The organism is Rhodococcus sp. PSi06 (assembly GCF_054960675.1).
Genome location: NZ_JBHNYO010000011.1, coordinates 9,580 through 28,097, shown reverse-complemented (window position 1 = coordinate 28,097; position 18,518 = coordinate 9,580). Strand labels below are relative to the sequence as shown.

At 66.1% G+C, this 18,518-nt stretch carries 12 protein-coding genes; 2 read left to right on the top strand and 10 right to left on the bottom strand.

The annotated features are described in order from the left end of the window. Positions 1-44: 44 nt before the first annotated feature. The 6 genes from ACFI9K_RS15360 to purL form a co-directional block, all read right to left on the bottom strand. Positions 45-1,688, bottom strand: coding sequence for an ABC transporter substrate-binding protein (locus ACFI9K_RS15360; RefSeq protein ID WP_462664459.1), 1,644 nt, complete (start codon positions 1,686-1,688; stop codon positions 45-47). 140 nt (positions 1,689-1,828) lie between these two features. Then, positions 1,829-3,391 carry an amidophosphoribosyltransferase gene (gene purF, locus ACFI9K_RS15355; RefSeq protein ID WP_462664305.1) on the bottom strand — a complete coding sequence of 521 codons (1,563 nt, stop codon included), beginning with the start codon at positions 3,389-3,391 and terminating at the stop codon, positions 1,829-1,831. A gap of 125 nt (positions 3,392-3,516) precedes the next feature. Continuing rightward, positions 3,517-3,903, bottom strand: a complete 387-nt coding sequence (locus tag ACFI9K_RS15350; RefSeq protein ID WP_462664304.1) for a sterol carrier family protein — start codon at positions 3,901-3,903, stop codon at positions 3,517-3,519. 2 nt (positions 3,904-3,905) lie between these two features. Then, positions 3,906-4,529, bottom strand: coding sequence for a CPBP family intramembrane glutamic endopeptidase (locus ACFI9K_RS15345; RefSeq protein WP_462664303.1), 624 nt, complete (start codon positions 4,527-4,529; stop codon positions 3,906-3,908). Continuing rightward, positions 4,526-6,343, bottom strand: coding sequence for an alpha/beta hydrolase (locus tag ACFI9K_RS15340; RefSeq protein ID WP_462664302.1), 1,818 nt, complete (start codon positions 6,341-6,343; stop codon positions 4,526-4,528). Before ACFI9K_RS15340 ends, ACFI9K_RS15345 begins: the two co-directional genes overlap by 4 nt. A gap of 5 nt (positions 6,344-6,348) precedes the next feature. Next, the gene (gene purL / locus ACFI9K_RS15335) at positions 6,349-8,658 is read right to left on the bottom strand and encodes a phosphoribosylformylglycinamidine synthase subunit PurL (protein ID WP_462664301.1); all 2,310 of its coding nucleotides are present in this window, start codon (positions 8,656-8,658) and stop codon (positions 6,349-6,351) included. Between the two features lie 103 nt (positions 8,659-8,761). On the opposite strand from purL, the gene ACFI9K_RS15330 reads away from it, so the two are divergent. Continuing rightward, on the top strand, positions 8,762-9,526 hold the full coding sequence (locus tag ACFI9K_RS15330) for a nucleoside phosphorylase (RefSeq protein WP_462664300.1): 765 nt from the start codon (positions 8,762-8,764) through the stop codon (positions 9,524-9,526). A 286-nt stretch (positions 9,527-9,812) separates the two neighbouring features. On the opposite strand, the gene ACFI9K_RS15325 is transcribed toward ACFI9K_RS15330, so the two are convergent. Beyond that, positions 9,813-11,120 (bottom strand): M18 family aminopeptidase, encoded by a 1,308-nt coding sequence (locus ACFI9K_RS15325; RefSeq protein ID WP_462664299.1) that lies wholly within the window; start codon positions 11,118-11,120, stop codon positions 9,813-9,815. A 56-nt stretch (positions 11,121-11,176) separates the two neighbouring features. Between ACFI9K_RS15325 and ACFI9K_RS15320 the strand changes: the two genes are divergently transcribed. Then, positions 11,177-12,079: a hypothetical protein gene (locus ACFI9K_RS15320; RefSeq protein ID WP_462664298.1), complete on the top strand. Its 903-nt coding sequence runs from the start codon at positions 11,177-11,179 to the stop codon at positions 12,077-12,079. 1 nt (position 12,080) lies between these two features. Here ACFI9K_RS15320 and ACFI9K_RS15315 read toward each other — a convergent pair whose 3' ends face one another. From ACFI9K_RS15315 to ACFI9K_RS15305, 3 genes are read right to left on the bottom strand one after another with little or no spacing between them, the layout of a single operon-like run. Beyond that, entirely contained in the window at positions 12,081-13,283 is a 1,203-nt protein-coding gene (locus ACFI9K_RS15315; protein WP_462664297.1) for a glycosyltransferase family 4 protein, read from the bottom strand. Beyond that, positions 13,280-17,104, bottom strand: coding sequence for an NACHT and WD repeat domain-containing protein (locus ACFI9K_RS15310; RefSeq protein ID WP_462664296.1), 3,825 nt, complete (start codon positions 17,102-17,104; stop codon positions 13,280-13,282). Before ACFI9K_RS15310 ends, ACFI9K_RS15315 begins: the two co-directional genes overlap by 4 nt. Next, complete coding sequence (locus tag ACFI9K_RS15305) at positions 17,101-18,516, bottom strand: SagB family peptide dehydrogenase (protein ID WP_462664295.1); 1,416 nt, start codon at positions 18,514-18,516, stop codon at positions 17,101-17,103. Before ACFI9K_RS15305 ends, ACFI9K_RS15310 begins: the two co-directional genes overlap by 4 nt. Between the last annotated feature and the right edge of the window lie 2 nt (positions 18,517-18,518).

The following is an 18,518-nucleotide window of genomic DNA, read 5'->3' as shown; positions in this document are numbered from 1 at the left end:
GCTTCTCGCCCGCTACCGCCGTGCTGTCGGTAGTGGGCACGGCGTCAGCTCTTGGCGAGCGTGACGAACCGGAACTTGAACGAGGCGTCGAGCGTCTCGTCCACGCCGCTGATCGCATCGGTGGCGACGGCGATCTGCTTGCCCTCCAACAGCGGAAGCGTCGGCAGGTAGTTCGTTGCGAGCTCGGTCTGAATCTGGCCGATGATCTGCATCCGAGCATTCTCGTCGGCCGTCGTGCGCTCGAGATCGAGCAGTGACGTGATGGCCGGGCTCTCGAAGTGCGACTGCAGGAAGTTGTCCGGCGCGAAGAACGGCGTCAGGTAGTTGTCTGCATCCGGGAAGTCCGGGAACCAACCGAGCTGGTACACCGGGTAGGCGTCGGCGACGCGTTCCTTGGTGTACGTGCTCCACTCGGTGGACTGCAGGTTGACGTTGAACAGGCCCGTCGCGTCGAGCTGACTCTTGATCGCGGCGTATTCCTCGCTCGAGGACGAACCGTAGTGGTCCGGGTTGTACTGCAGATTGAGCTGCACCGGGGTGGCAACGCCTGCAGCAGAGAGGAATCCGGCTGCCTCGTCGCGGTTCGGCGTGGTGCCGTAGACGTCGGAGAAGGCCTTGTTGGAGCCTTCGAGACCGGCCGGAACCACGGAGTACAGCGGAGTGTAGGTGCCCTTGTAGACGCCGTCGGACAATGCCTGACGATCCACCGAGGCCGCAATTGCCTTACGCACGGCCAGTTTCTGATCCGGAGTATTGCCGGGCATCGTGTTCATGTTGAACACCATGTAGCGCGATTCGCCACCGGGCCCCTCGTGCACCGTCAGACCGTCGACGGCACCGAGCGATTCGACGTCGGTCGGGGTCAACGAGCGCCACGCGACGTCGATGGCCTTGTTCTGCACGTCGAGCTTGAGGTTGTCGGAGCTGGTGTAGTACTTCGTGTTGATCGACGACGTCTTCGGCGTGCCGAGGATGCCCTTGTAGTCACCGTTCGCGGTGAAGCTGACGAGGGAGTTCTTGGCGTAGCTCGAGATCGAGTACGGACCGGCGAAGGGGGTACCGGCCACGATGGCGTCGTCGTCGAGAACCTTGTCGGCCGGGAACACCGTCTGGTCGACGATCGGACCTGCCGGTGTTGCCAGGATCTGCGGGAACGTCTGATCGTTCGCGGCCTTCAACGTGAACTCGACGGTCTTCTCGTCGGGTGTCGCAATGCTGTCGAGGCCCGTCAGCAGCGACGCGGGCCCGTTGGGATCGTTGATCGCGACGATCCGGTCGAACGAGTACTTGACGCTCTCGCTCGTCAGCGGATTGCCGTTCGCGAACTTCAGGTCGTCCTTGAGCGTGCACGTGTAGACGGTCGGCTCGGCGAAGTCGCAGCTCTCCGCGGCGTCGGGCTCGAGCTCGGAGCTACCGGGAGCGAAGTTCATCAGGAAGGGGTACGTCTGGTTCATCACCATGAACGAGCCGTTGTCGTACGAGCCCGCCGGGTCGAGCGAGGTCACCTGGTCGGTGGTGCCGACCGTGATGGTCTCACCGCCGCCGCCATCGCCGGATCCACCGGCGTCGGTGCGTCCCGAGCCGCAGGCTGCGGCCGTCAATGCGAGTACCGACAGTGCTGCCACTGCAGCGGTCTTCTTACCGTGCTTGCGCACAACTGTTCGTGATGCCGCGCTGTAGCGCTGCATGCGTCCGTCGTCGGGCGACAGGGTCATCTGAGCCTCTATCCAAATCGGTGTGTCCTATGTAACTCGGGACAGTACCGATGGACTGTTTCCAATATGTGGCATTGAGAAAACCCTGCTGTTCCCTGGAGGAAAAGACCAGGTCAAGGACGGCTGAGAGCGCTCACATTTGCGTCGTTGGCTACCGGCTGGCCGGCCGCCGACGCCAGCAGCCCCTCGAGGACGTGCTTACCGAGCGCGTTGTCGGCGGGCAGATCGATCGGGTACTTGCCGGTGAAACATGCTGCACACAACCGCGATTCGGGCTGCTCGGACGCCGCGATCATGCCGTCGATGGAGATGTACCCCAGAGAATCGGCACCGATGGCCTGGCGGACGCCTTCGAGAATCCCGTCCTCCGAGTCGACGCCGTTGGCGATCAGCTCTGCAGGAGAAGCGAAGTCGATGCCGTAGAAGCAGGGCCACCGTACCGGCGGCGACGCGATGCGAACGTGAATTTCGAGCGCACCGGCTTCTCGCAGCATCCTGATCAGCGCGCGCTGGGTGTTGCCGCGGACGATCGAATCGTCCACCACCACCAGCCTTTTGCCGCGAATGACCTCTTTGAGTGGATTGAGTTTGAGCCGAATACCGAGCTGACGAATGGTCTGCGACGGCTGAATGAACGTGCGGCCCACGTAGGCGTTCTTCATCAGCCCTTGGCCGTAGGGGATTCCCGAGCCCTGAGCGAAGCCGACTGCGGCGGGAGTTCCGCTCTCGGGCACCGGAATCACCAGGTCGCCCTCGGCCGGATGCTCCTTGGCGAGCCGTCGTCCGATCTCGACGCGCGTCGAGTGCACCGAGCGGCCACCGATCACGCTGTCGGGACGCGCGAGGTACACGTACTCGAACACGCAGCCCTTGGGCTCGGGGGCCGCGAAGCGCGACGAACGCACGCCGTCGGCGTCGATTGCGAGCAGCTCACCGGGCTCGATGTCTCGAACGAACGCGGCACCGACGATGTCGAGTGCGGCCGTTTCACTGGCCACCACCCAGCCACGATCGAGGCGGCCGAGACACAGCGGCCGGACGCCGTGCGGGTCACGAGCAGCGTAGAGCGTGTGCTCGTCCATGAACGTCAAGCAGAACGCGCCTTTGAGCTGCGGCAACAGCTCCATCGCGGCCTGTTCGACGGTGCAATCGGCGGCCTTGTGCGCCATCAATGCCGTCACCACGTCGGAATCCGAGGTGCCGTTGCCCTGCAAACGATCGCTGATCAGGCCGGCCTCACGCGCCTTGGTGGCAAGTTCGGCGAAGTTCACCAGATTTCCGTTGTGGCCGAGCGCAATTCCGGTGCCCGCCGTGGTGGTGCGGAAGATCGGCTGGGCGTTCTCCCACGTGACCGAGCCGCTGGTGGAGTACCGGCAGTGCCCGATGGCGACATGCCCGGGCATCGCGCCCAGCGTCTGCTCGTCGAACACCTGACTGACCAGGCCCAGATCCTTGAACACCAATACCTGCGAACCGTCGGACACTGCGATGCCGGCCGCTTCCTGGCCGCGGTGCTGCAGCGCATAGAGGCCGTAGTAAGAGAGCTTGGCCACATCCTCGCCCGGTGCCCATACTCCGAACACTCCGCACTCTTCGCGGGGCTCGTTCTCCGGTTCGTCGAGGGGTTTGCTTACCAGAAGATTCGGACTGTCGACCGACAAATCGGCGTTGGTCACGGGCATTGCTCCCTTGGGGGACGGGGCGGGGGGCCGTGCCCGAGTCTACGGGCACATGGCCCGAGTCAACGCATCGTGTGGACGGCACATTCCCACCAGGTGAACGGGCACCGGAATTCGCGACGTCATCGGATGGAGAGCAGTGGCAGCCAGCGGCCCACCTCGGGTGCCCGGCTTCCGGACGCATCGATGGAACCGTCGGCGAGGGCGTCGGCGAAATCCCGAATTCCGGTGACCACCTGCAGCCACGTCAGAGCGTCGGTTTCGACCACGTTCGGCGGTGTTCCACGAGTGTGCCGAGGCCCGACGATGCACTGCACCGCGACGAACGGCGGCACTCGCACCTCCACCGAGGACCCGGGCGCGTTCTGGCCGAGAGTTCTGGCGGTGGTGCGCACGGCCGCGGCAATCTGGGCCCGGGCCGGCTTGTCCGCCTCTCCCCTGATCCATTCCCCCACTGCCAGCACTGCGTCCCGGACCTCGGCGGGGCTGACTTCCTTGTGTGGTGGCACTGCTACCGACTCCTGTCGTTCGCACCGAGATGCGCCAGGACCGCGCCACTCGCGTTGAGGAAATAGTGCAGCAGCGCCGGGGCGAGCACACTCCCGCTTCGGGCCCTCAGCCAGGAGAAGACCACGCCGGCCGCGGTCGTTGCCAGCACCGTTCCGATCACGGTGTCTCCGGCGGCGCGGGCCGGGTGTATGTGCCACAGGCCGAAGAAGACGGGCGACAGGACAGGCGACGCGGCGTGAAGCACGCCGCGGAACAACAGCTCCTCGGTGAGCACCGTTCCCACGGGAATCCGAAACAGTACCCACTCGGCCAGGTCGTCCTCCGACGGCCGGACCCGACGCCGCAGCGCGGGAATCACCGCGACGACGGCGGACCCGAGGACAGGAATCGCCGACGCCGCAGCGCCCCACTTCAGTCCGTCGGCCGTGTTGCGCAGGCCCAGTCGGTCGGCGCTCGTTCGAGACAGCGCAGCCACCCCGATGGCGAACGACGCATTCGCCACCGCCCGCCCACGCGCACCCAAGCCGAGCGCGGGAAGGAGATAGGTACTCCACGCCGTGGTCGCGAGTCCGGTCAGCACTGGTCGTTCCGCGGGCTCCACTCCTACTGCCAGGGCGGCTGTCACTTCTCGGGACCGTCTCGGCCGGCGAAAGCTTCCATGACTCCGCGGACACGTTCGGTGTCGCGGTCGGTCCAGCCGTCGGGTGCCGCCACGGCCACCCAGCCGTCGAGCACCAGGGTTCCGTAGTTGTGACCGTGACCGTCGGGAACACCCGCGGCGTTGGTCAGGTCGGCTGCCACCTGCCAGAACGTGACCACAGGGAACCACCGCATGCTCGGCAACCTGTCCGGTCCGGGCGGTTCGGCGAGCCAGTCGGGACGTTCGAAGAGCAGATCGGGCGACCACCAGACCACCGGATCCGACGCGTGCTGGACGTACAGGATCCGCGGCTCGTACCAGGGCTGATCCTCCGGCGGGATGCCCGACGAGTTGTCGGCGAAGCGAACCGTCAGGCCCTCGGAGTACACCGGCCGAACCTGGGGACTTCCCGGGTCGCGGCGGCTGACGAACTGACTCCAGATCCGATTGTTGTTCGGCGGCCCCACCCACAGAACGCCGTCGGTGGTGGCCCTGATGTCGGCCAACCCGTCGAACGCGCCCTCCCCGGCCTGAGTACCGAGACTTTCGCCGTAGACGTAGAACTTGGGGCGGGTGGCCTCGGGTTCCTGCAGCCAGCGATCGTGGACCTTGTCGATCAACGCCTTACCGGCCTGAGCGGCCTTGTCGCCCTCTGCGATGAACGAGATCCAGCTGGGCAGATACGAGTACTGCGATGCGACGGTGGCGACGTCGCCGTCGAACATGAGCTCTTCGGCTTCGATGGCAGTGGGATTGACCCACCCGGTGCCCGTGGTCGGAACGACGACGAGGGCCTGGCGCTGGAAGGCTCCGGTGCGTTCGAGTTCGGCGACCACGATATCGAGTCGTTCGTCCTGGGTTTCCGCGGTTTCCAGTCCTGCGTAGGCCCGGATCGGTTCGAGGCTGGGACGGCCCGTTGCGCGTTCCATCTCGTCGGCGCGTAGACCGCTGGAGACGAAGTTGCGACCCTCGAAGCCCAGGGTGTCCCAGGGGGCCAGGGAGTTCGCGCTGCCGGATCGCTCGTCGGCAACGGGTTGTTCTGCGCCCTCGCGCGTTTCGTCGTTCTGCAGACTGAACACCGAGTTGGTGACCTCAGAGACTGCCCGCAGCAGCACACCCTGAACCAGTGCGACGGAGAGCACCACGAGCAGCACGACCCCGAGCGCATTGGCCACTTCCCGTGGCATCTTCACGACGCGATTGATCTGGCGAGCCAGCAGTCGAACGACGTCGCGCAACACTCGCCACACCGAAATCAGCAGCGCCGCAATGGCAATACTGAGTGCTCCGGTTCGGAAGTAGCCAGTGGTGGTGGTGCCTTCGGCGTCCATCAATGACGCGAGCTCACGCTGCCATTCCGCCGAGACTGCCAGCATGATCATCGATGCCGTGATTGCCAGGACGGGTACCGCGACCTTGATCGCGAGTTCGACCCTACGGGGCAGCGGCCACCACGATCGGGACGAGAGCCACCATCGGGTGACGGCCCATCCCACCGCCACGCCGAATGCGTAGCCGATGGCCGCGTTGATACCGCCGATGATGCCCTGGAACAGCCACCCGCGAGGGAGCAGCGACGGTGTCAGCGACCAGCAGAAGAACAACGCGCTGAACGCGATTCCGGTGAAGTCCAGTCGCAGCAGGCCCCACGCCCACATGACGAACGGGTGCTTGTCGGGTGTGGGAGCCGTGAATTCGAGCGTCGGCAGGTGGTATCGGTGATGCTCGTGCTGCTCGAACGAGGCGTCGGCGCCTCTGTCCTGCCGCTCTTCTTCCCCGACGGATGTCTGTCCCCCCACGTCGATCAGCCGAAGAGTCTGGGAAGAGTGCCCTCGAACGTCTCGCGCAGTTCCGCCATCGGGACGGAGAACTGCCCTTGTACCTCGATCGAATCCGAACCCTCGTCGACGACGCCGATGCGCGTCCACGGCAGACCGCGAGCGGTGCACATACCGGTGAATCGCGTCTCTTCCGTACGCGGCACCGCGACCAGGACGCGTCCCGAGGACTCGGAGAACAGCGTGACGAACGGGTCGGCACCCTCGGGAACGATGATGCGGCAACCGGTTTCACCGGCCAACGCAGCTTCGACGACGGCCTGCGCAAGGCCGCCCTCGGAGAGGTCGTGGGCCGCCGAGACCAGTCCGTCGCGTGAGGACGAGAGCAGGATGTCGGCCAGCAACTGCTCGCGCGCCAGATCGACCTCGGGCGGGACGCCGCCGAGGTGATCGTGCTCCACCTGCGCCCAGATGGACCCGTCGAACTCGTCGTGGGTATCGCCCAGCAGGATCAGCGTCTCGCCGGGCTCGAGTCCCAGGCCGGTGGGGATACGGCGATGCACATCGTCGATCACACCGAGCACGCCGACGACGGGTGTCGGCAGGATCGGCTCGGAACCGGTCTGGTTGTAGAAGCTGACGTTGCCTCCGGTGACCGGAATGCCGAGGGTCACACAGCCGTCCGCCAGTCCGCGTACGGCCTGCTGGAACTGCCACATGACGCCCGGATCCTCGGGCGAGCCGAAGTTCAGGCAGTTGGTGACGGCCTTGGGCGTCGCCCCGGTGACCGCGACGTTGCGGAACGCCTCGGCGAGGGCGAGCTGCGCACCCCGGTAGGGATCGAGTGCGGTGTAGCGACCCGAAGCATCGGTGGCCAAAGCGATTCCGCGACCGGTCTTCTCGTCGATGCGGATGACGCCGGCATCGGCGTTCTCGGCCAGGACGGTGTTGCCGCGGACGTAGCGGTCGTACTGCTCGGTGATGAAACGTCGGCTGCACAGCTGCGGCGAGCCGATCATCTTGAGCAGCGTCGCCTTCAGCTCGTCGCCGGTCTCCGGGCGCTGCAGCGACGCCGTGGTGTTCGCGATCAGTGTGTCCTGGGTGTCCGGGCGCTGGACCGGACGGTTGTACACCGGGCCTTCGTGCGCAACGGTTTTCGGCGGAACGTCCACGACAGTGTCGCCGTGCCAGGTGATCTGCAGGTGCTCGCCGTCGGTGACCTCACCGATCACCGTCGCCAGCACGTCCCACTTCGTGCAGACCGCCATGAATGCATCGACGTTCTCGGGCGTCACCACGGCGCACATGCGCTCCTGGGACTCGCTCGAGAGCACCTCCGCGGGCGTCATGCCGGTGGCGCGCATCGGCACCTTCTCCAGCTCGATGTGCATGCCGCCGCTACCCGCCGAGGCGAGTTCCGAAGTGGCACAGGACAATCCGGCACCGCCGAGGTCCTGGATGCCGACAACCAGCTTGTTGGAGTACAGCTCGAGGCAGGCTTCGATGAGCACCTTCTCGGTGAACGGATCGCCCACCTGCACCGCAGGGAGCTTCTTGCGGCCCCCACCGGTCTCGTCACCGTCGAAGGTCTCCGAGGCCAGCACGGACACGCCGCCGATGCCGTCGAGACCGGTTCGGGCTCCGAACAGAATGATCTTGTTACCCAGGCCCGACGCGAACGCCAAGTGCATGTCCTCGACCCGCATGACGCCGGCACACAGCGCGTTGAGCAGAGGGTTACCAGCGTAGGAGGAGTCGAACACCGTCTCGCCGCCGATGTTAGGCAGGCCCAGAGAGTTTCCGTAGCCGCCGACACCTGCGACGATGCCGCTCAGGACGCGGCGCGTATCGGGTGCATCAGCGGCACCGAATCGCAGCTGGTCCATGACGGCGATCGGACGCGCACCCATGGCCATGATGTCGCGCACGATGCCGCCGACGCCCGTCGCCGCACCCTGATAGGGCTCGACGTACGACGGGTGATTGTGGCTCTCGACCTTGAACGTGACGGCCCAACCGTCGCCGACGTCGACGACGCCCGCGTTCTCGCCGATACCGGCGAGCATCGGCTTGCGCATCTCGTCGGTGGTGGTCTCGCCGAAGTACTTCAGGTGCACCTTCGAGGACTTGTACGAGCAGTGCTCGCTCCACATGACGGAGTACATCGCCAACTCGGCATCGGTGGGACGCCGGCCGAGGATTTCCTTGATGCGGACGTATTCGTCGTCCTTGAGTCCGAGTTCCTTGTACGGCTGCGCAACGTCGGGGGTGGCGACGGCGTTGGAGACAGTGTCTGTGGGTACAGAGCTGCCTGAGGGTACAGAGCTAGCGGACACGAGGAATAGGTCCCTTCGATGGAGCGAAATGCCAGGGGGAGTCTATAAGGTGCCACCGACATCTACGGCATCGGACGTATCGGCCTCGTGCGAACATCACCTGATGGACATCGCACTGACCGAGGACGATCTGGACGAAACGGGCGTCATCGACCCGTCCATGGTGGCCAAGGGGGTCGACGTGCCTGCGAAGGCAATCGTCTGCTTCTTCTCCGAGGTGATCGAGAGTATCTGCGCGAAAGGCGACGCCAGAGTCGTCTCGATCATGCGCTCCGAGCACGGCGAACACCCGGTCTACGAAATAGAACGAGGCGGGCAGAAACTTGCGGTGTTTCACCCGGGCGTGGGCGCTCCGTTGGCTGCACTGTTCCTCGAAGAGGCCATCGCCATGGGCTGCACGCAATTCGTGGCCGTCGGCGGTGCCGGAGCCCTGTCCGACGACCTCGGCTTGGGACACGTGATGGTGGTCGACAGCGCCCTTCGCGACGAGGGCACCTCGTTCCACTATCTGCCGCCGGGCCGAGTGGTCGACGCCGATCCGGCAGGGGTGGCCGTACTTCAGTCGGTGTTGACCGATGCCGGAATCGACTTCGTCACCGGGCGTTCCTGGACGACGGATGCGCTCTACCGCGAAACGCGTGCCCGTGTCTCCCGGCGCGTCGAGGAGGGCTGCCGAACCGTCGACATGGAGGCATCGGCCTTCTGTGCGGTGGCCCAGTTCCGCGGAGTGCGATTCGCGCAACTGCTGTACGCGGGTGATTCCCTGGCCGCCGACTGGGATCACCGAGGTTGGACCAAGGCGACGACGATACGCGAACAATTGTTCTGGCTCGCTGCGGACGCGTGCTTGCAACTCGATCCGCTATAGGTCGTCGGGTAGCCGGGTCTTCGGTTCACCCCCCGGATCTGGCAAACGCGCGCGCGTTTGCCAGACGCGAGCGGAATAGCCGGCGAATCCGCGCGCACCTGACGAAGGCGCGCGCGTGTGCGACTCGCCGACCGATGAACGGCTTCACGTACCCGGATTCGGCGCGCGCCTCACCCTCGGCTCCGGGACCTGGCAAACGCGCGCGCGTTTGCCAGACGCGAGCGAAATTGTCGGCGAATCCGCGCGCGCCTGACGAATGCCGCGCGCGTTTGCGCCGCCGATGGACTCAGGCTGGGGCGAGAAATGCCGCCAAGGCGTCGGCGTAGGACTTCACGTCTGCTGCACCCATCAACTCTCGCGAGGAGTGCATCGCCAGTTGCGCTGCGCCGACGTCGACCGTCGACAACCCGGTGCGCGACGCGGTGATCGGCCCGATGGTCGATCCACAGGGCAGGTCTGCACGATGCACGTACCGCTGCAACGGAACTCCGGCCTGATCGCACGCGAGCGCGAATGCGCCAGCGCCGGCGGAATCGGTTGCGTAGCGCAGGTTCTGGTTGACCTTGAGTACCGGTCCCCCGCCGAGCTCGATGCGATGCGCGGGCTCATGCCGGTCCGGGTAGTTGGGATGCGTCGCGTGTGCCATATCGCCGGAAGCGCAGATGGATCCGGCCATCGTGCGCAGGAACTCCTCACGGCCACCGCCGCGTCCCAGAACGATACGCTCGAGCACGGTGTTCAGCAGATCCGAGAACGCACCACGATCGGACATGCTGCCGACTTCCTCGTGATCGAACAACGCCAGCACCGGCGTCACAGCAGTCGGATTCTCCACTGCCGCAAGCAAAGCCTGAGTTCCAGCGTAACAGGTGCCCTGATTGTCCAGACGCGGCGCACTGACCAACTCGGATTCGACGCCCACGACAGCACTGGGCGCGAGATCGTGCGTCATGAGCTCCCAACCGAGGACGGACCGGGGGTCGACGCCTTCTCGCTCGGCGACGTAGGCGATGAACGACTTCGGCGAATTCCCCACGCCCCAAATGGCATTGACGTGTCGCTGCGGATCGAGGGTGACGCCCTTGCGGTCCTCGGACAGGTGGATCGCGAGCTGCGGAACTCGCAGGATCGGCTCATCCACCTTGACGAGCACCTCGCGAGCTGCGTTGCCGTCGCGCACGCTCAACCGGCCGGAGATGCCCAGATCGCGATCGAGCCAGGAGTTGAGCCAGGCACCGCCGTACGGTTCGAGGCCCACCATCTGCCAGCCTGCGGATTCGAGATCGGGATGTTGCTTCACCCGAAGGTTCGGGCTGTCGGTGTGTCCGCCGACGATGCGGAAGGGGCCCTGAGGAGTGGAGCCTGCGGAACGACCCGAATTGACCGTCTCGGTACTCCAGGCGACGAGCGATCCGCCGCGAACGAGGTAGTAGCGGCCCGGCTCCGCCGGCCAGGCAGCGGTCTCGTCCAGACGCACGAATCCGGCGTCCTCGAGCTGCACCGAGACCGTGTTGCAGACGTGGAACGGCGACGGCGACACGTCGACGAAGTTGCAGAGACCTGTTGCAGAAGCGTGAGTCGACATGGGAACCATTGTTGCAGCTGCCGCGTCGAACACCCCGAGAGCACACAACGACCCGGGGGAACATCATGAGAATTCAGCCGATTCCGAACCAACACGCAGTTCGCGCAACCACACTCGCAATGGTTCGGATGAAGACGATCGAAGCTTTCCGCACCCGCGGACTGGTGGTGCACCGCGAGGACGCAACCACACTGGCCGCCGATTCGGGTGCACATTTTCCGCTCGACAACGTGTTCGCCCGCTGTTCGAGTGCGCCACGATCAGCATGGGATGGCATCATCGGCGCCCATGTCCAGGTCATGATCGAGGCGATGCGCGAGTCCGACCCGGCGTTCATCGCAGCCCTGTCCGACGACGAGTTCTACTCGAAGTTGCGCGAACGCGTCGTCGCCCCGTGCGTGTTGGAGTCGATGGGGTCCTACGACTACTCGGTCCCGCTGCTCGCGATGCCCGGCGCACCGAGACGGGTGTTGAATCTGTCGTCTCCCAATCGAGCTCTGACGTTGTCCGACAGCCACTTCGAGGGACGCAACATGGACGCCGCGTGGGCCGCAGGCAGGAAGAACACCGCGGCGATCAGGTTCGAGGGAGGACAGGTCCTCGATCGAGACGGCGTCCGTATCGAGGTGCTCGACGGCGATTCCATTTACCTCGCATCGAAGATTGCCGATATGACCGCGTTGATCTCGACGCACCTGGGTGAGTGCCTGTACGGAGTGCTGTTCATCGTCCCCAATGCCTACGAATTCGCGTTTCACCGGCCCCGGGACGCCGACGACGCAGTCGCGGCAGCCGCCGCACTCGCCGAGCTGGCGGACGTGTTTTCTCGCAGTACTCCGAGTCCACTGTCGCGTTCGGTGTTCTTCTGGCGAGATGGCGAGTACAGCCAGGTGTCCGACGGCACAACCGTCGAACCCACCGGCATCTTCGCCTCGACCGTGACCGAACTACGAGCGCGCGCGGCCTGACTCAGATCTCCTGCTGGTACGTATTCGGGATCAAGAGTTCCGACGTCGCGGCGGCGACTGCGCAGGGTTCCTCGGGCCGCAGCGCACGCTTCAAGGCTCGTGCGGCATCGATGAGATCCGACAGTACGTCGGGGAGGGTCGCGGTCGAGTGGGCCGAGGCGGCCGTGACGTTGCGGGCTGCCATCGAGCGCAGCGCATCGGGGTCATCGAGCAGTGCCCGAATCGATGAGATGTCGGAGGGATCGAACACCGTCACGCCGAGTGCGCGGATCTCGCTCAGCACCGGATAGGGTCCCGCCGCAACCGGCTTCCCGGCCGCGGCGGCCTCGAGTACCGGCAGCCCCCAACCCTCCCACGACGACGGCAACACCACGAGATCGGCGGCGGCGTAAAGATCAGCGGAACAGTCGCTGAACCCACGATGGATCGGTACCCGGGGCGGTCCGTCGCACTGGTGATTACCGATCGGTCCCGACGGATCGGTCAACCAGTAGTGCGCCCGACGGCCGGGGCGGTCGAGTGCCTCGGCCACGGCGAGTCCCATCCTCGTTCGTTTCCGTGCGATGTTGCGGGCCGGCTGCACCACCAGGAGCTCGGCTTCGGCGATACCCAGCCGCTCCCGCGTGCCGCGCCGGTCGCCGCCACGGGCACCGACGACGTCGACGGTGTTGTGCACGACCGTCAACGCGTCGGCGTCGACAAGGTACGGCCAGCGGGCGGCGAATTGGTCGCGGGTCAGCGAATTTATCGTCACGTGCAGCATCGACGGATCGCGCAGAGGAAGCAGATGTTCGTCGCGGGTGGGCGTATGTGGTGTCTGCCACGGAGGATCGTGGTGCCGAACGATAGCGGGTACCCCCGCCGCTCTGATCTCGGCCTCCCACACCGCCGCCGCGTGCGGGAGGGTCCACAGGGTGGCGGCGTTGTCGAGCACCACCAGATCGGCGTCGGCACAGAGCGCGCGGATATGGCGCGCATCGGGCGGTGGCGGTGGATCACCGAAATTGGTCGACCACATCCCGCCCACGATCTCGTCGCCCTGCCGAGGTTCGCCCTCGATGTGCCCGGCAGCCCGGGTCACGTTCCAGCCCAACGATTCCAGGGCGTCGATCCATTTTGCGGCCTCCACACTGACTCCGTCGAAGCCACCGAATCGATGCGAGACGATGCACACGCGTGGGCGCTGTCGCTCCGGCACTGTCATGAGGCGCACGGAGTCTGGTAATCGACACCGGTGATGGCTCGGTCCCACTCGTCGTGGCTCGGGGGGACGCCGATGCGGTGGCAGATCGCGCTCATGGCGGACTCGACGTCGAGGGTCCGCTCCCGCAGGGTCGGCTCGGTCGAGATCGCCGCGACGAGGCCGGTGTTGTGCGCTCCGATGACCGCCTGCCACCGGGTGTCCTCGGACGCGGCACTCGACGACATCGGTTGCACCACCGAACCGGTGACCGGACTCGGGTGCCGGGGGTCGGAGATGTCCTCGACTACCAGGCGTGCATCGGACGTGGCCAGCGCCAGTCGGGTGCCGTCGGGAGAGATCGACACCGGTGCCGGTGCCGACTCGTCGACCGAAGACAGCAGTGCCGGCACAGCAGGATCGTGTACGTCCCAGAGCTGCAAGCCGTCAGGGGTGCCGACGACGAGAACGTCGGAATCCGCCTCGAACATCGGCGGCGTCTTCGTGCCCGTCACGATGGTGGCGACAGGACCGGGATCGGGGCGGGTGACGTCGTAGATGCGTACGGACCCGTCATCGCTCGACACGGCCAGAAGTCGACCGGTGCGGTCGAAGGACAGTCCGGAGACGAGATCGGTCGGCCCCACCAACACCGACCGCGTGCGTACCGGTGCCTGTGGGTCCGTGAGATCCCAGACCTGAACGGTGGTGTCGGTCTGCCCGGTAGCCAGTATGTGGCCGGAGGAGCTGTAGGCGAGCGCGTCGGTGTAGCGGGTTTCGGTGGCGAGGTCGGCTACTTCGCGGGGTGATCTCGGGTCGGAGCTGTCCCAGATCTGCACTCGCCCGCCGTTGTTGTTCTCGGTGGCGACTTGCGTGCCGTCGGCCGCCACTGCAACCCATGCGCGATCGTTCACACGGTGGTCGATCCCGATCGACGACAGCGGGGTCGGTGGCTCGGTCATGGACGGATCGAGACCGAGGAGGTGCAATGTCCCGTCGGTGCCCGTGGTTGCGAGAATCCGGCGGCCGGCGTCGGCGGCGATCGTCCCGACGGCCCCGGCCCGGTCGGTGAGGTCGCCGGTGGGGAAATGCCAGATGCGAACGTTGCCGTCGGCGTATCCACCGGCCAGCTGGGTGCCGTCAGGGCTGTATTGCAGGCCGAAGGCACCGGGTTCTTGGGTCGAGACGGCCGAGAGGGTGGCAGTTTCGGTGACCTGTGCGGGATCGTCGGCGTTCCAGGTGTGGATCACCCCGTCGAGTCCCGCTGATGCCAGCCATCCGCGCCGTGGCCCGAAGGCGATCGACCACGATTTCGCGGTCGTGCCGTGCACATCGAGGGTCAGCGACCGGGGATCTGCCGGATCGGCCACATCCCAGATCTGGGCGTTCACTGTGTCTCCGGCGATCGCCAGTCGGGTTCCGGTGGCGTCGAACGAGACGGAATGGTTGATGGACGACAATCCGCGGATGGGTCGAGGGAATGCGACGGGATGGGCCGGGTCGGTCACGTCCCACAGACGGGTTGTCTGGTCGTCGCTACCGGTTGCGGCCAGTCTGCCGTCCGGTGAGAAGGCCACCGTGCGTACGGCACCGGCGTGTCCGGACAGCTGCGAGCGCTGGACGGGTCGGGTCGGGTCGGCGACGTCGAACAGCGTCACCGTGCCGTCGTCCGACGGTGCGGCCAGTGTCCGGCCGTCGGGTGAGAACGCGACGTTGTAGACGGTCCCGTGGCCCGGACTCAACGACGGACCGATCTGGCGGGGATGGTCTGGATCGGCCACATCCCACAGTCGCGCGGTGCCGTCGCCACTGCCGGTGGCGAGTACCGGAGCACTAGGGTCGAACGCGACCGACGTGACGTAGTTGTCGAAGCCGCTCAGGGTCGCCGCCTGCGTCGGCGATTCGGTTGTCATCCGCCACAACTGCACGGTGCGGTCCTCGCCCGCCGAGGCGAGCAGCGTGCTGTCGCGGCTGTAGGCCACTCCGTACACGGCACCGCGGTGACCCGGGAGGGTCGACTGCAACGGCACCCCCGCGGCGGCGAGGACATCGCCCATCACGGCCGGGTCATCGGGTCGCTCCTGCTGCGCAATCATCGCGAGTTCTGCTGCGAGGGAGGGATTCTCGGTGCGCAGATTCGGCAGCTGCGAGGTCATCGAGCGGAACTCGGCGTCGTTTCGTTCGGCCGCGGCCGTGTGGGTCTGCACCATCGCGATCGACGCGGCCACCAGTGCAGCGACGGCGAGAACCACTACCGACGCGACGGCCGATCGGCGAGCCCGACGACGCCTGCGCTCGTGTCGGCTGGAGGTGCGGAGAAACTGAGTCGCCTCGTCGGAGAGCAGACTGGAGCCGTCGGCCGTCGATGTGTCGGCGACAGCGGCCATCTCGAGTTGGCCTGCGGTATAAAGGAAGTCGTTGTGCCGATCGGCTCCGATCCACGCCCGCACCGCCGTGTCGATCTCTTGTCGGATGACCGCGGCACCGCGATCTTCGTTGATCCATCGACGCAACCGCGGCCATGCCTCCAGCACGATCTCGTGGGCGAATTCGATGCGATCGTTGTCGGCGACGAGGAGACGCTCGGCGACGAACACATCGATCACGGGATCCATCCTGCGGCCGAAGCGGCGACCGACGTCGGCCGGTGACAGCGATGAGCGGACGGCCCGCCCATCCGGCCCCGCATAGGTCAACGACAGCAACAGGTTTCGCGCAAGCGCATGATCGGACTCGGCGACCTGTTCCCACGCACGTTCGGCCGTATCGGCCACGGCCGTCGACACGCCTCCGGTGGCGCGATACCCCGACACCGTCATCCTGCCGTTGGTTCGACGAGCCCAGGTCGCCTGCAGCACATGGGCCAACAGGGGGAGCCGGCCAGCCGTGTCCTGGCCGCAGGCCGACCTGTTCACGTCGCCGATGATGAGATCGGCGAGTCCGGTGTCGACCCGACAGCCGGCGAGCCGCGCTGGGCCGGTGATGACCTCGCGCAGTTGCCGTTCGCTCATTGCCGGAACGATCACGCAGGCGTGTTGCCAGGCCTGCGCAAGCGCCGGGATCTCGACACACCGGTCGAAGAAGTCGGCACGAACCCCGATCACGGCCACTACTGCGTGGGCGGAGATGCTCTCGTCGAGAGCGCGGACATAGTCCGCGGCGTCGGCGGCATCACCGGCGAACAACTCCTCGAACTGATCGAGCACGGCGACCGGAATCGCCCCCGGCGCGACGGCCGCGACGGCGGCGGGGTCGATGAGATCGGCGGGCGGCACCGAGTCGGGGCGATGGTGCGTCACCACGGTGACGTCGGCACTGGTCGCGAGGCCCGCCCCGAGTAATGACGACTTGCCGGCCCCGGACGGCCCGGTCACCACCACGATCCGACCGCGGTCCCCCGCTGCGGTCGCCGCGATGACCGACACGAGGGTGTCGACCATCTCGGTGCGACCGAAGAAGATGTCGCTGTCCTCGGCACCCAGTGTCTGTAGTCCGTGAAATGGTCGACGCACGGGCTCGACCGCAGCGGACCGCGTCGTCGCATCATCTCCGCCTGCGAGGTCCTCGGCGGCCCACAGCGCCTTCCACTGCTCAGCGGTGAGCAGAGAGTCGTCCGCGCCGAGTTCGACGGCCCGCTCGGTGAGCCATTGCAGCAGCGGCTCCACGGTGGCGAAGTCCTTCGGCCTGTGGCGACCGGTGCGCCAGTCACTGACGCGTTGCGCAGACACCGCCCCCCGGCGACCCGAGATTGCACGCGCGCAGCTCTTCAGCGTCGGATCTCCGGCAGCGACGAACAGAATCCGGAGGTTCGCGCTGAACACAGAGTCGACACCGCTGACGGTCATGTGATCATGTTAGCCGAAGTAACTTGATTGGAGCTGTCGACGGCGCTGAGCAGGAACTCGCCCACAGCGGATTCCGAGTGGTAGTCCAGTCCGAGGTGATCGCTGATGGACCGCGCGTCTCCGCTACCCAGCGCACACGGCCCCATCCCCAACGCGGTCGCGGCCAGATAGAAGCTCTGATAGACGACCCCGACGTGCTTGAGGATCGCGGAGTACGCGAGACCACGATATTTCCAGGTCATCCGACGGAACCGCGCGGTCATGCTGATCACGATGTCGGGGTCGGCCTCCCATGCTGTCGACATCCGAGCGCGGTCGACGACGTGTGCCGTGAAGGATTCGTCCGTCGAGCAACGGATCAGCCGGTGACCGACCGGCTCGTAGTAGTAGGTCCCCGGATCGAGGTCGGCGCAGCGGGCGACAGTGAGATAGAACTCCAGCTCGTACGAGGCACCTCCACACGGATACGGACGCCGAGTCCAGTCGTACGGGATGCGCGGACCGCGGTCGTGTTGTTCGGTGACACGCAGGGTGACGTCGAGGAAGGCCCCGAGCGTCGCGAGATCCAGAAGTGCCGACCCATGACGTCGGATCGATCGGCGGCGCGCCAGAGTCTCTCCGATCGACATGTCCGACAGCGGATCGTAGGTGAGATCGGCACGGGTCGGCAGGGCTATCGACACCCCGCTCGGCGGGGCCTTCACCGCGGGCTCCGGCTCGATCACGCCGCGGTACGGGAAGATACCTCCGAAAGGTGCATCGGTATTGCCTGTCCGACTGCGCGTGTGGAACAGCAGATCATGGAACTCCCACTGCTCGAGTTCGGTCGGCTCGGGATCGGCGGCGATGAAGCCGAGCGCCGTCAACGCGCCCTGGATCTCCTGTGCGATCGGCGAACCGTCGTGTCGGCCGCACGATATGTCCGCGAACGTGTGGAGCGATCGAAGATCGGAGAGGCGCAGTCGGAACGACGACCGCGGATTCTCCACCACCGTCTCCCCGGACGCCGAACGCATGAACGTGAAACGACACAACGACGCGGTCGAATCCGTCGATGTGAGGGTGCCGACCGGTTCGTCGGTGAGGGCATCGATGACGAATCGCGCCCCGCCTGGCCCATCGATCCGGACCGAGAACAGTGCCGGGTGGCGAGCGTAGATCGATCCCAGAACCCCACCGGCGGAATCGAACTCGTGCCATCGCGTGCAGGCCGAGGTCAGCAGGGCCAGGTCGGCGTCGTCGAGTCCGGGGAGGGCGACGCGCGCCGTGGGGCCGATGACGAGCACCGCACCGGGGCGATCGGACCTGTCGCGCCCGGCGCGTTTGTCGATGACCTGCACGTCGGCGCGCAGCATCATCGCGCATTTCGACAGCTCTGTCGCCGAGGTGGTAGCCGTGAGTGTGGTCGTCATGG